This is a genomic window from Cypionkella sp. PAMC25878 (assembly GCF_058135695.1).
Genome location: NZ_CM176871.1, coordinates 4,219,718 through 4,233,572 on the forward strand (window position 1 = coordinate 4,219,718; position 13,855 = coordinate 4,233,572).

A 13,855-nucleotide genomic window follows, 5' to 3' on the forward strand; every position below is an offset into this window, starting at 1 on the left:
GCGCAAAAAGGGTATGATCATGTGGACGACCATTTTGAATAGAATGTTGGCGCAGTTGATCCGGCAAGGCACGCTGATCCTTCATTTTCCAGACGGCTCGACGCAACGCCATGGCAACGGCAATGCACCTTCCGTGACCGTGCGGGTGATCGACCCCGCGCTTGTCGGCCGCATGGCGCGCAACCCCGATCTGGCTTTGGGCGAGGCCTATGTGGATGGCAGCCTGACCATCGACGCGGATGATCTGCGCGGTTTGCTGGCGCTGGTGATTGCCAACACCAAAGGCGGCGGCGCACTGGTCTGGTGGCGGCGGATACAGGATGCGGTGCGGGTGATGCTGCGCGGGGCGGCGCAGTTCAACAGCACCCAGCGATCTGCCGCCAACGTCGAGCATCACTATGATCTGTCGGGCGCGCTCTATGATTTGTTTCTGGACGCCGACAGGCAGTATTCTTGCGGCTATTTCATCCATCCTGATGACACGCTGGCACAGGCGCAACAGCAAAAGAAGGCGCATATCGCCGCAAAGCTATGCCTGAAACCGGGCATGACGGTGTTGGATATCGGCTCGGGCTGGGGCGGCATGGCGCTGACGCTGGCCAAAGATTATGGCACGACAGTGCTGGGCGTGACGCTTTCGCAAGAGCAATACAAACGATCAGTGGAGCGCGCAGTCGAAGCTGGTTTGTCCGACCGCGTGTCGTTTCAGCTGATGGATTATCGCCAGTTGACCGGCACTTTCGACCGCATCGTCTCGGTTGGGATGTTCGAGCATGTCGGCGTGCCGCATTATCCCGAATATTTTGCGCAAGTGAAAAACCTGCTTGTCCCAAATGGTATCGCGCTTATCCACACCATTGGTCGCGCCGCACCGCCGAGTGCGACCAATCCGTGGATCACAAAATACATCTTCCCCGGCGGCTATGTGCCCGCCCTGTCTGAAATGTCGGCCGCGATGGAGAAATCCGGGCTGTGGCCGACGGATATCGAGGTTTGGCGGCTGCATTACGCCATGACCTTGGCGCACTGGTTGTACCGCTTCGAGGCCAATATTGATAAAATCCGTGCGCTTTATGATGATCGGTTCTGCCGGATGTGGCGGTATTATCTGATCGCGTCTGAGATGACCTTCCGGGAAGGGCGGCAATGCGTGTTCCAGATGCAGCTTGCCAACCGACAGGATGCAGTGCCGCTGACGCGCGATTACATCACCGAGGCGTCACGCCCCGACCTTTTGCACAAAAACCGCTGGGATCAGGCCGCGCAGTGAATTGCCCACCCAGAGCCGAACATCTGCAAGATCGGCGCTGCGCAAAACTGCCTCGCGCGCGGCTTTTGACGCTAGCATTTCGGCGCGCAGCACGCCCGGAAGCAGGCCACAGCTGAGCGGCGGGGTGCAGAGCCCCTCGCCCTGATCGAAAAACACCGTGGTGATCGAGCCGTCACAGACCTCGCCGCACTCGTTGAGGAAAATCACCTCATCGAAGCCATCCGGCAGACTGGCACGTGCCGCGTCATAGGCCGCGCGCTTTGTCGATTTTACCGACAGCCAAGGATCGTCTGAGGTCAGCCGGTCAGCTGCCAAGCCCACCCGCCACACCGCCTTGCCCGCAGGCAAAGCCGCCGCCTGCACCTCAACTGCGCCGCTTGCATCCAACGTCAGCCGCATCCGCGCGGCCGCCGCTGGCACGGCTGCCCGCAGCGCCGCCTCGGCCACAGCCGGATCACAGCCCCAGCCCAAGCTGCGCGCCGAAGCGGACAGCCGCGCCAGATGCAGCGGCAAGCGCACCAATGCAGCGCCATCCCAACACAACGTCTCGATCAGCTTTAGGCCGGGCGCACCAGCCCCTGCATGTAACGCGCTTTCCACAACGCCTCCTCCCATTCGCCATCGGGCGTGCTGTCTTGCACCACACCACCGCCGACATTCAATTCTATCGCGCCATCTGGAAACACCGACAACGTGCGGATCGCGACGTTGAACGACGACGCGCCATCCGGGGCCATCCAGCCCATCGCACCACAATAGACGCCGCGCGGGAACGGCTCGACCTCGTGGATGATCTGCATCGCGCGGATTTTCGGCGCGCCGGTGATTGATCCACAGGGAAACAGGGCTGGCATCAGCGCGGTCATGCTGGGGGCTTCGATCAGTTGCCCGACCACCCGGCTGACCATCTGATGCACCGTTGCGTAATGTTCCACCGCGAACAGTTCCGGTACCTTGACCGAGCCGATCTGCGCCACCCGGCTGATATCATTGCGCAACAGATCGACGATCATCAGGTTTTCCGCCTGATCCTTTGGGCTGCCCCGCAACGCCTCGGCGAGTTCCGCATCGCGCACGGGGTCAGCGTCGCGGGGGGCTGTGCCCTTCATCGGCCTTGCTTCAATCCGTCCCGCCGCCGTCGTGCGCAAAAACAATTCTGGGCTGCGCGAGACCAGCACCGGCCCCACGCCAAGATCCAGATAGGCACCATGCCCCACCGCCTGCCGCGCCCGCAGCGCAGCATAGAGCCCAAGGGCCGAGCCTTGCAGCAGCCGCGTGCGCAGCGGAAAGGTCAGGTTGATCTGATAGCAATCGCCGGCCGCGATATAGGACATCACGCGGTCTATAGCGGCGCCGTATTCTGCGCGGTTGATCGCAGGCTCCAGCGCCGCGACCGCCACGCCGCGCGCCTCGGCCTTCGCTTCAGCCAGCACCTGCGCCGGATCGCTGGGCCCGGCGAACACCCCGAACGCCAGCAAGGGCCGCGTGGGGTCCGCCGCTGGCATCAGCCCCGCCAGCTTTGGCTCTAACGCATAGCCAGCCTCGTAGCTGATATAGCCCGCGAGCCATTTGCCCTGCGCACGCATGGCGTCAAGTTGCGCCAAAGCCGGGGCCACCTCATCCGCAGCCCGCGCCACGATCAGCGCTTCAGCAGTGTCAAACAGCGCTGGCTTCCCCAGAGGTCCATCTTCGATCAGGATCACGCCCGCGCCCCTTGTTGCCCTGCCTGACATTTAAGCCAGCCGCATCACCTAGGCCAGCCCTGCCTGCAAATCCAGTGCCAGCCATTTTATGAATTTGGGGCCGCCCGTCTTTTGCGCATTTGCGACGCAAAAATGTCCGTCGCAGATCGCAACCCGGCCCGCCCGTCGCTGATTTCTGAAAATATCTATTCAGTGCTTGCCAGACTGTAAAATCCGCGCTTCCCTACGGCTAGGGACGGCATAACGTCGCACCGCCAACGATAATAACGACCAATCAACGGTTCGGAGGGTAACTGAATGGCATCGGAAGACTATACCGATAAAGACCACCATGAAGACGTGAAAGTTCTGCATGGCATGGGCTACGCGCAAGAGTTGGAACGCTCAATGAGCCGTTTCTCTAACTTTGCGATCTCGTTTTCTATCATTTGTATTCTTTCGGGCGGGATCAACTCGCTCGGGCAGGCCACCTCGGGTGCAGGCGGCGCCGCGATTGGCCTTGGCTGGCCGCTGGGCGTGCTGATGTCGGGTGTCTTTGCGCTGGCTCTGGCGCAGATCTCGTCGGCCTATCCGACGGCGGGCGGGCTTTACCACTGGGGCTCAATCTTGGGGAACCGCTTTACCGGCTGGCTGTCGGCATGGCTGAACCTGCTGGGGCTGATCACCGTGTTGGGGGCGATCAACGTCGGCACCTTCTACTTCTTCTTCGGCTCGTTTGGGCCATTGATCGGCTTGGAAGACACGCTGTCGCACCGGGTAATTTTCGTTGCATTGATCACCGGGGCTCAGGCGGCGGTGAACCATTTCGGCATCAAACTCACTGCGAAACTGACCGATTTTTCGGGTTTTTTGATCCTTGCCACGGCAGCGGCGCTGACCTTCGCCTGCCTGTTCTCGGCAAGCTCATGGGATTTCTCGCGGCTTTGGACTTTCAGCAACTACACCGGAACCGAGGGCGCATCATCGGTTTGGCCTGTGGCCGTCGGCGGCGGCATGGCTTTCCTTCTAGGGCTGCTTTTGCCGATCTATACCATCACTGGCTATGATGCCTCGGCCCATACTGCCGAAGAAACCGTCAAAGCCTCGGTTTCGGTGCCCAAGGGTATGGTCTCCTCGGTGATCTGGTCAGGCCTGTTCGGCTGGATCATGCTGTGCTCGTTCGTGCTGATGTTGCCGAATATGGATGACGCTGCCAAGCAAGGCTGGAACGTGTTCTTCTGGGGCATGGACAGCGCCGTCAATCCGACCCTGAAGACCGTGCTCTATGTCGCGATCTTCGTGTCGCAATGGCTTTGCGGTCTAGCCACGGTTACTTCGGCCAGCCGCATGTTGTTTGCCTTCTCGCGCGATGGCGGCATTCCCGGTGCATCAAAAGCACTGGCAACCGTCAGCCCGAAACACCGCGTGCCGGTGAATGCGATCTGGACTGCCTCGGTCCTGTCGGTGCTGTTCGTGTGGTTGACGTCGGCCATCACCATTGCCGGCACCCCGGCCTATTCGATCGTGGTGTCCTGCACTGTCATCTTCCTGTTCCTGTCCTTCGCCCTGCCGATTACGCTGGGTCTGATTGCGATTGGCGGTCCGAAATGGCCCGCCATGGGGCCATGGAATATCGGCGTTGGCACCTACAAACTGATGGCCGTTCTGTCGATTATCTCGATGGCCATCATGTTCTACATCGGCATCCAGCCGCCAAACGACTGGGCGCTAGAGATCACTTTGGGCTTCATCGTTCTGGCTCTTTTGATTTGGGTTGGGTTTGAAAACCGCCGGTTCCAGGGTCCGCCGATTGGCGATGCTATTGCAAAACGCAAGGCTGCGATTGCCGCAGCCGAGGCTGCAGTCGGGCAGAAGTAGCCCCTAACGCTGCAAGTTTGAATTTGGGGGGCGGCTGGAACATCTGGCCGCCCTTTCCTTACCGTGCCTCTGCATCGGAAACCCCATGATGTATCTGTTACTGAAAGCCGCAATCTCCGGAGTCTTGATCGCCCTTGCCTCTGAGGTCGCGCGCCGCAATGCAGGGCTTGGGGCGCTGATCGCATCGCTGCCGCTGATCTCGGTCTTGGGGATGATCTGGCTGTGGCGTGATACACATGATCCTGCGCGGATGGCCTCGCATGTCAGCGCTACGCTCTGGTACATCGCGCCTTCGGTGCCGATGTTTCTGCTCATTCCATTTCTTTTGCGGAACGGCACAGGGTTTTGGCTGGCGCTCGGGCTTGGTTGCGGGCTGACGTTCCTACTTTATCTGCTGATGCTGTGGGTCGCCAACCGCTCGGGCATCCAGCTTTAGCCAATTTCGCCCGCAACGCCCCTTGCGCCCCGGCGGAGCATGGCTATAACCCGCAAAGTTTTGCGCATTGGGGGCGCAATAGCAGGAGAGTGGGCATGCCGAAAAGAACCGATATCAAATCCATCATGATCATCGGCGCAGGCCCCATCGTCATCGGTCAGGCGTGTGAGTTCGATTATTCCGGCGCGCAGGCCTGCAAGGCGCTCCGCGAAGAAGGCTACCGGGTGATCTTGGTCAACTCGAACCCCGCCACCATCATGACCGACCCCGGCCTTGCGGATGCGACATATATCGAGCCGATCACCCCCGAAGTCGTCGCCAAAATCATCGAAAAAGAGCGCCCCGATGCCCTGCTGCCCACCATGGGCGGCCAAACCGGGCTGAACACCGCTTTGGCGTTGGCTGATCTTGGCGTGTTGGAAAAGTTCAATGTTGAGCTGATCGGGGCCAAGCGTCCGGCCATTGAAATGGCAGAAGATCGCAAATTGTTCCGCGAAGCGATGGACCGCATCGGGCTTGAAAACCCCAAAGCCACCATCATCGCAGCCCCAAAACTGCCCTCAGGTAAATACGACATTTCCGCAGGCGTCGCCGAATGCATGGCCGCCATCGAATACGTAGGCCTTCCCGCCATCATCCGCCCTGCCTTCACGCTTGGCGGCACCGGCGGCGGTGTGGCCTATAACCGCGACGATTATGAAGCGATCTGCCGCTCGGGCCTTGAGGCCTCGCCAATGGCGCAAATCCTGATCGACGAATCGCTGCTCGGTTGGAAAGAATTTGAGATGGAGGTGGTGCGCGACACCGCCGACAACGCCATCATCATCTGCGCGATTGAAAACATCGATCCGATGGGGGTGCATACCGGCGATAGCATCACCGTCGCCCCGGCGCTGACCCTGACCGACAAAGAATACCAGATCATGCGCAACGGCTCGATCGCCGTCCTGCGCGAGATCGGGGTGGAAACTGGCGGATCGAACGTGCAATGGGCGATCAACCCCGCCGACGGCCGCATGGTGGTGATCGAGATGAACCCGCGTGTCTCGCGGTCCTCGGCGCTCGCGTCGAAAGCCACCGGCTTCCCGATTGCGAAAGTCGCCGCCAAACTGGCGGTCGGCTATACATTGGACGAGTTGGACAACGACATCACCAAAGTCACGCCCGCCTCGTTTGAACCCTCCATCGACTACGTCGTCACCAAAATCCCGCGCTTCGCGTTTGAGAAATTCCCCGGCTCCGAGCCCAACCTCACCACCGCGATGAAATCGGTGGGTGAGGTGATGGCGATTGGCCGCACCATCCACGAGTCGATGCAAAAGGCCCTTGCCAGCCTTGAAACCGGGCTTTCGGGCTTCGACGAAATCGCCATCCCCGGCGTGTCTGCTACAGGCACCCCCGACCGCACCGCGATCACCCTTGCGCTGTCAAAAGCCACCCCAGACCGCCTGCGCGTCATCGCCCAAGCCATGCGTCACGGCCTGTCAGACGATGAAATCAACGCGATCACCTCTTTCGACCCATGGTTCCTCGCCCGCATCCGCGAAATCATCGAGGCCGAGGCGGTGATCCGCGCAAAAGGCCTGCCTTTGGACGCCAACGGCCTGCGCAAGTTGAAAATGATGGGCTTCACCGACGCCCGCCTTGCCATGCTGACGGGCCGGGACGAAGCACAAATCCGCCGCGCCCGCCGCAACCTTGGCGTCAATGCCGTGTTCAAACGCATCGACACCTGCGCCGCTGAATTTGAGGCCCAGACCCCCTATATGTATTCCACCTACGAAGCCCCGGCGATGGGCGACGTGGAGTGCGAAGCCCGCCCGTCGAACGCCAAGAAAGTCGTCATCCTCGGCGGTGGCCCCAACCGCATCGGTCAGGGCATCGAGTTCGACTATTGCTGCTGCCACGCCTGCTATGCGCTGACCGCGGCGGGCTATGAAACCATCATGGTCAACTGCAACCCGGAAACCGTTTCGACCGACTACGACACCTCGGACCGGCTGTATTTCGAGCCGCTCACCCTCGAACACGTCCTCGAAATCCTGCGGGTTGAGCAAGAAAACGGCACCCTGCATGGCGTCATCGTGCAATTCGGCGGCCAAACCCCGCTCAAGCTGGCAAATGCGCTGCACGCCGAAGGCATTCCGATCCTTGGCACCACCCCCGACGCCATCGACCTCGCCGAAGATCGTGAGCGTTTCCAACAGCTTCTGCACAAACTGAACCTGAAACAGCCGCACAATGGCACCGCCCGTTCGCGCGACGAGGCTTTCGCCGTGGCGAAAGACGTGGGCTATCCTTTGGTCATCCGCCCCTCCTTCGTTTTGGGCGGCCGCGCGATGGAAATCATCCGCGACGACGCCCAGCTTGAACGCTATATCCGCACCGCCGTGCAGGTGTCCGGCGACAGCCCGGTTCTGCTCGACAGCTACCTCTCTGGTGCTATCGAGGTTGACGTAGATGCGTTAAGCGACGGTAAAGACGTGCATGTCGCTGGAATCATGGAACATATTGAGGAAGCGGGCGTGCATTCCGGTGATTCGGCCTGCTGCCTGCCACCGCATTCGCTGTCGCCCGAGATTATTGCCGAACTGAAAAACCAAACCGTGCAGATGGCGCTTGCCCTGAACGTCGTGGGCCTGATGAACGTGCAATTCGCGATCAAAGACGGCGTGATTTTCGTGCTGGAAGTCAACCCGCGCGCCTCGCGCACCGTGCCTTTCGTCGCCAAAGCCACCGACAGCGCAATTGCCGCCATCGCCGCCCGCCTGATGGCAGGCGAGCCGATGTCGAACTTCCCGATGCGCGCGCCCTACCCCGCAGGCGTCGGCCCCGACACGCCCTTGCCCTTGGCCGATGCCTTCACCCTCGCCGATCCGATAACCCCTTGGTTCAGCGTGAAAGAAGCCGTGCTGCCCTTCGCCCGCTTCCCCGGTGTTGACCCGGTTCTGGGGCCAGAAATGCGCTCGACGGGCGAAGTGATGGGCTGGGATCGCACCTTTGCTTTGGCCTTCCTGAAAGCGCAAATGGGCGCAGGCGTGATCCTGCCCGACGCAGGCCGCGCCTTTGTCTCGATCAAAGACATGGACAAAACCGCCGCTTTCGCCACCGCAATGGCCGAACTGGTGGGCTTGGGCTTTGAGATCGTCGCCACCCGCGGCACCGCCGCCTGGCTGACCGCGCAAGGCATCAAGGCAACGCTGGTGAACAAGGTCTACGAAGGCCGCCCGAACATCGTGGATCGCTTGAAAAACAACGACATCGCCATGGTGATGAACACCACCGAAGGCACCCAAGCCGTCACCGACAGCCGCGACATCCGCCGCGTGGCGCTGATGGACAAGATCCCGTATTTCACCACCGCTGCGGCGAGTATTGCTGTTGTGGAGGCGATGAAGGCTCGGGGTGAGGGCTATGGGGTGAGGACTTTACAAGGGTAGTAGATGGACTGCTTCAATCTAATCATTTCTGGAAATGATAGTCAGTGGGATTCGGAATACTGCCGATTTCCATTGGAGCGACTTTTTGGATACACAGAAGATTCTATAAAGTCTTGGCTTTCGCCAATAAGCTCGGATGTAAACCAGCGAGAAATAGAGTCTTATCCTACAATAATAGCGTTTGAAGAATCCATAAGCTCGAAGGCTAGGTTGGTGCATCTTTCCGATCTCCGCATTACTGGAACGGACCTGCTATTCCGAATTAATGATCGTCAGGATTTCTCGACTATTGAAAATATCTATTCTGAAGAAATGAGATTCAAACTCAGAATTGATGTTGATTTCGAAAAAAGTAGAACTCATTGGGCTGTAAAGCCGGGTAACGCACTAGAAATACTACGAAACTATAGAGTGGGAAAGATTGACGGCTACCCAATCGAAAACAGTGTCTCAAGTAATCGGGTCTTTGTCGTTCGGTAATCCCCCCCGAAAGTAAGGGGCTGCATAAGTAGAATTTTCTCGCCAAGATGAACGAGGAGATTCTGAATGAAGACAAGCAGATACACTGAGGCGCAGATTCTTGCGATCCTGCGTCAGGCCGAAGGCGGTGTGCCGGTGGCAGAGCTGTGCCGCGAGCATGGCATGAGCAATGCGTCGTTCTACAAGTGGCGGGCGAAGTATGGCGGCATGGATGCGTCGCTGATCAGCCAGATGAAGGCCATCGAGGACGAGAACCGCCGGCTGAAGCGGATGTATGCGGACCTGAGCATGCAAGCCGACCTGCTGAAAGAGGCTCTCGGAAAAAAATGACGCGGCCATCTCAACGCCGCGAGATGGCCGAGAAAGCGGTGGCGCGACACAAGGTCAGCATTGCGCTGGCCTGCCGGGCCTTCGGGGTCAGCGAGACCTGCTATCGCTATGGCCCGAAGTTAAAAGCCGAGAACGAAGAGATCGCCGACCTTCTGGTGGGTCTGACCGACGCCCGCAAGACCTGGGGCTTTGGGCTGTGCTTTCTGCATCTGCGCAACGTGAAGGGCCATCCGTGGAACCACAAACGCGTCTATCGGATCTATTGCGCCTTGGAACTGAACCTGCGGATCAAGCCCCGCAAGCGGCTGAAGCGGGACAAACCTGATGTGCTTGCTGTGCCCGAGGCACCCAACATGACCTGGTCCATGGACTTCATGGCAGATCGCCTCGGTGATGGCCGTGCGTTTCGGCTGCTGAACGTGCTGGATGACTTCAACCGCGAGGGGCTGGGTATCGAGGTTGACTTCTCGCTACCCGCCGAAAGGGTCATCCGGAGCCTGGACCGGATCATCGAATGGCGCGGCAAACCCGGCACCATAAGGGTCGACAACGGCCCGGAATACATCAGTGGCAAGCTGCTGATCTGGGCTGAGAGACAGGGCATCACGATCCAGCACATCCAACCCGGCCAGCCGCAGCAGAACGCCTACATCGAGCGATACAACCGCACCGTCCGGCATGAATGGCTCGACCAATACATCATCGAAACCATCGAGGAGGCACAGGATCACGCCACACAATGGCTATGGACATACAACAACGACCGCCCGAACATGGGCATCGGCGGCATCACACCCGCCCAGAAACTGAAAATGGCCGCGTAAGTTCTACGGATGCACCCCGTTAAAAATGGGGGGATTACCCCATGAAGTCCATGGACCAGGTCATGTTGGGTGCCTCGGGCACAGCAAGCACATCAGGTTTGTCCCGCTTCAGCCGCTTGCGGGGCTTGATCCGCAGGTTCAGTTCCAAGGCGCAATAGATCCGATAGACGCGTTTGTGGTTCCACGGATGGCCCTTCACGTTGCGCAGATGCAGAAAGCACAGCCCAAAGCCCCAGGTCTTGCGGGCGTCGGTCAGACCCACCAGAAGGTCGGCGATCTCTTCGTTCTCGGCTTTTAACTTCGGGCCATAGCGATAGCAGGTCTCGCTGACCCCGAAGGCCCGGCAGGCCAGCGCAATGCTTGCCCCGCGTCGCGCCACCGCTTTCTCGGCCATCTCGCGGCGTTGAGATGGCCGCGTCATTTTTTTCCGAGAGCCTCTTTCAGCAGGTCGGCTTGCATGCTCAGGTCCGCATACATCCGCTTCAGCCGGCGGTTCTCGTCCTCGATGGCCTTCATCTGGCTGATCAGCGACGCATCCATGCCGCCATACTTCGCCCGCCACTTGTAGAACGACGCATTGCTCATGCCATGCTCGCGGCACAGCTCTGCCACCGGCACACCGCCTTCGGCCTGACGCAGGATCGCAAGAATCTGCGCCTCAGTGTATCTGCTTGTCTTCATTCAGAATCTCCTCGTTCATCTTGGCGAGAAAATTCTACTTATGCAGCCCCTTACTTTCGGGGGGGATTACCGTTCATGGCCATGGTGAAGCCGAACTCCAATCAGTTGCGAGGTTCTTGGAGAAGATAGGCATTCAACCGATCATCCTAAAAGAACAGCCGGATGGTGGGGAAACTATCATTGAAAAATTCGAACATCATGCTGACAACGCTAGCTACGCGGTAGTCATACTGACTGCAGATGATCTTGGCCGTGCTGTGAGCGAAGATACTTTGACTCAAAGAGCGCGGCAAAATGTTATCTTAGAGTTAGGATACTTCATTGGTGCACTTGGTAGGTCAAGAGTATGTGCACTTAAGAAGGGCCAAATTGAACTTCCAAGTGACATCTTGGGCGTGCTTTGGAAAGAAATCGACACCAACGGAGGCTGGCAGTTGTCCCTTGCAAAAGAACTTTCACAAGCCGGACTTCCAGTAGACTCTGCGAAATTACTATAGCCATTTTGGAGTGTGCACGCTCCCGCGCACATCGCAAAACGTGCGCATCCCCTCCCCCCTTGACAAATCCCCGCCGATCCGCCATCTCCCCCCAATCGGAGCGTCCGTGCCGCGTGAGCATGTGTAAGACCCCGAGACTGGTTCCCACCGCACGCAGGGGTTCCGCGACGGCCACGGTATTGGGCAAGCGCCTGATGCGAGGGGGTGTCGCTTCCCACTGCCGCTCCTGATTTCGGGGGTGGAAGGCGGCTGTTGGCTGCCGGAAAGACTGTTATGACCACCACTTTTGCAGACCTCGGGCTTTCGGAGACCATCCTGAAAGCATTGGAAAAAACCACCCTCAAGATGCCGTCACCGATTCAGGTGCAGGCGATCCCGCATATCATGGCGGGCAAAGACCTGATGGGTCTCGCGCAGACCGGCACCGGTAAAACCGCCGCGTTTGGCCTGCCCTTGCTGCACCGCATCCTTGATTTGGGCCACCCGCCTGCGCCGAAAACCGTGCGGGCTTTGATCTTGGCGCCGACCCGCGAGCTTGTCGCGCAAATCGCGGATAACCTTGAGGTTTTCACCAAAGGCACCTCGGTTAAGGTCGCCATGGTCGTTGGCGGTGCCTCGCTGTTCAAGCAGGCCGAACGGTTGAAGCGTGGCGCGGATATTCTTGTCGCCACCCCCGGCCGTCTGATCGACCTGTTGGAGCGTGGCGATGTCTCCCTCCACGCCACCGGCTATCTGGTGCTGGACGAAGCCGACCACATGCTCGACATGGGCTTCATCCATTCCTTGCGCAAAATTGCCAAGCATATCCCGCTGAAACGCCAGACCCTGCTGTTCTCGGCCACCATGCCGAAGGATATTGAGGAACTCGCCGCGACCTATCTGCAAAACCCGATCAAGGTGCAAGTCGCCCCTCCGGGCAAGCCGGTGGAACGCATCGACCAAGGCGTGCACTACCTGCCGAATGGCGATAAGGCACTGATGCTGAAGGAATATCTGCTGAAGCATCCAGGCGAGCAGGCCTTGGTGTTTGGCCGCACCAAGCATGGGTCGGAAAAGCTGATGAAGCTGCTGGTGGCTTGGGGCTTTAAGGCAGGCTCGATCCACGGCAACAAATCGCAGAACCAACGCGACCGCACCCTGACCGAGTTCCGCAAGGCCGAGTTGGACGTGCTGGTGGCAACCGACGTCGCCTCGCGCGGCATCGACATTCCCGGCGTGCGCTTTGTTTATAACTTCGACATGCCGAACGTGCCGGAAAACTACGTCCACCGCATTGGCCGCACCGCGCGGGCAGGCAAGGAAGGCACCTCGATTTCCTTCTGTGCGCCTGCCGAGATGGGCGAATTGCAAGCCGTTGAAAAGCTGCTGAAAAAGCCGATCCCGGTTTTGGGTGGTGCGCCTTGGGCTGCTGACGCCGTGGCAGCAGCGCCAAAGCCCGGCCAGAACCGTGGCCAACGCCCCGGCCAAGGCCGTGGTGGTCAAAAACCCGGATCGCAGCCGATCCAGCGCGCGGCCCCCGGCAAGCCCGGTGCGAAACCAATGGGCAAACCGAAGCCCGCAGGCGGCAGCTTTGCGCCACGCCGGGCTGATGGGGCGGCCAAGCCGCGCAGCGCAGTGGCCCGCACACCACGCTAAAACTAAAAACGCCCGGATGATCTCCGGGCGTTTTCATTAGACTACGTCAGGTAAAACCTAGCTGACTTCATCTTCCAAGTTCAGCTTCATATCCAGCAGAACCTGTTGAATAGCCAAGGTTTCCCGCAGCATCCGTTTGGCCTCGTTGACCGAAATCACCCCATCGCCAATCGCTGCGTTATACTCTGCCATCAGCATCGCAAAGCGCTGCGCCAGCGCCACCACATCGCCATTGACGCCCTTGCCATCCGAATTTCGCTTTTCCGGATCGTAGCTGAGCGTGATGCCGCGCAGATCGGCTAAGGCCGAGGTCACATGCGGGAACCGCGCCGCAGATTCCAGTTGCGCCACCACATCAATCGGCATGAAGCGGTCGTCATGCTCATCGGAATCCGAGTAATACCGCCCCAGCGTCGCCTTCGATTTGCCAGTCAAAGCACAAGCGGCCTCGATGCCGACATCTTTGACCAGCGCTTCGGTGTGTTTTTTCAGATAGCTTTCGGTACTCATCATCCGCTCCACACTCCCCTTGCGGCTAAGCCGGGGAATTCATTCTATCTTTTCCCATTAATCCCGCCCTAAGGATTTGTCATGCATAAAGGTGTTCCGGGCAACCGGAACGCGTAGTGAGTGGCCAGCGCCCCCAGCGTTGGTGTGGGTGGGGTTCCGTCGTGCATAGGCCCATCAGGGTGATCTGGGGCA

At 59.3% G+C, this 13,855-nt stretch carries 10 protein-coding genes and 1 pseudogene; 7 read left to right on the top strand and 4 right to left on the bottom strand.

Annotated features, from left to right (window positions below; genetic code table 11):
* Positions 1-19 precede the first annotated feature (19 nt).
* On the top strand, positions 20-1,270 hold the full coding sequence (locus ACS5RD_RS20860; protein ID WP_489928968.1) for a class I SAM-dependent methyltransferase: 1,251 nt from the start codon (positions 20-22) through the stop codon (positions 1,268-1,270).
* Here ACS5RD_RS20860 and ACS5RD_RS20865 read toward each other — a convergent pair.
* Together ACS5RD_RS20865 and ACS5RD_RS20870 are read right to left on the bottom strand one after the other, a co-directional pair.
* Positions 1,220-1,870, bottom strand: a complete 651-nt coding sequence (locus ACS5RD_RS20865; protein WP_489928969.1) for an aminotransferase class IV family protein — start codon at positions 1,868-1,870, stop codon at positions 1,220-1,222. The genes ACS5RD_RS20860 and ACS5RD_RS20865 overlap by 51 nt on opposite strands.
* Positions 1,828-2,973 carry an aminodeoxychorismate synthase component I gene (locus ACS5RD_RS20870; protein ID WP_489928970.1) on the bottom strand — a complete coding sequence of 382 codons (1,146 nt, stop codon included), beginning with the start codon at positions 2,971-2,973 and terminating at the stop codon, positions 1,828-1,830. The genes ACS5RD_RS20865 and ACS5RD_RS20870 overlap by 43 nt, the downstream gene beginning before the upstream one ends.
* 297 nt (positions 2,974-3,270) lie before the next feature.
* Here ACS5RD_RS20870 and ACS5RD_RS20875 point away from each other — a divergent pair, with 297 nt between their 5' ends.
* The 4 genes from ACS5RD_RS20875 to ACS5RD_RS20890 all read left to right on the top strand — a co-directional run bounded on the left by ACS5RD_RS20875 (position 3,271) and on the right by ACS5RD_RS20890 (position 10,340).
* Positions 3,271-4,830, top strand: coding sequence for an amino acid permease (locus ACS5RD_RS20875; RefSeq protein WP_054006903.1), 1,560 nt, complete (start codon positions 3,271-3,273; stop codon positions 4,828-4,830).
* A gap of 85 nt (positions 4,831-4,915) precedes the next feature.
* Positions 4,916-5,266, top strand: coding sequence for a DUF3147 family protein (locus tag ACS5RD_RS20880; protein ID WP_489928971.1), 351 nt, complete (start codon positions 4,916-4,918; stop codon positions 5,264-5,266).
* Between the two features lie 95 nt (positions 5,267-5,361).
* Positions 5,362-8,706 carry a carbamoyl-phosphate synthase large subunit gene (carB, locus tag ACS5RD_RS20885; protein WP_489928972.1) on the top strand — a complete coding sequence of 1,115 codons (3,345 nt, stop codon included), beginning with the start codon at positions 5,362-5,364 and terminating at the stop codon, positions 8,704-8,706.
* 546 nt (positions 8,707-9,252) lie between these two features.
* Positions 9,253-10,340, top strand: a protein-coding gene (locus ACS5RD_RS20890) for an IS3 family transposase (protein ID WP_489928006.1) whose coding sequence is annotated in 2 segments (ribosomal slippage) — positions 9,253-9,508 and positions 9,508-10,340 — 1,089 coding nt in all. Because the reading frame shifts where the segments join, the coding sequence is not laid out codon by codon here.
* A gap of 40 nt (positions 10,341-10,380) precedes the next feature.
* Here the strand turns inward: ACS5RD_RS20890 and ACS5RD_RS20895 are convergent.
* Positions 10,381-11,021, bottom strand: a pseudogene (locus ACS5RD_RS20895) (transposase); the annotation flags it as partial.
* 20 nt (positions 11,022-11,041) lie between these two features.
* On the opposite strand from ACS5RD_RS20895, the gene ACS5RD_RS20900 reads away from it, so the two are divergent.
* Together ACS5RD_RS20900 and ACS5RD_RS20905 are read left to right on the top strand one after the other, a co-directional pair.
* Entirely contained in the window at positions 11,042-11,518 is a 477-nt protein-coding gene (locus ACS5RD_RS20900) for a TIR domain-containing protein (protein ID WP_489931414.1), read from the top strand.
* A 273-nt stretch (positions 11,519-11,791) separates the two neighbouring features.
* Positions 11,792-13,153, top strand: coding sequence for a DEAD/DEAH box helicase (locus ACS5RD_RS20905; RefSeq protein WP_489928973.1), 1,362 nt, complete (start codon positions 11,792-11,794; stop codon positions 13,151-13,153).
* A gap of 57 nt (positions 13,154-13,210) precedes the next feature.
* Here the strand turns inward: ACS5RD_RS20905 and ACS5RD_RS20910 are convergent, their stop codons facing one another.
* Positions 13,211-13,666 carry a hypothetical protein gene (locus tag ACS5RD_RS20910; RefSeq protein ID WP_489928974.1) on the bottom strand — a complete coding sequence of 152 codons (456 nt, stop codon included), beginning with the start codon at positions 13,664-13,666 and terminating at the stop codon, positions 13,211-13,213.
* Positions 13,667-13,855: the final 189 nt, after the last annotated feature.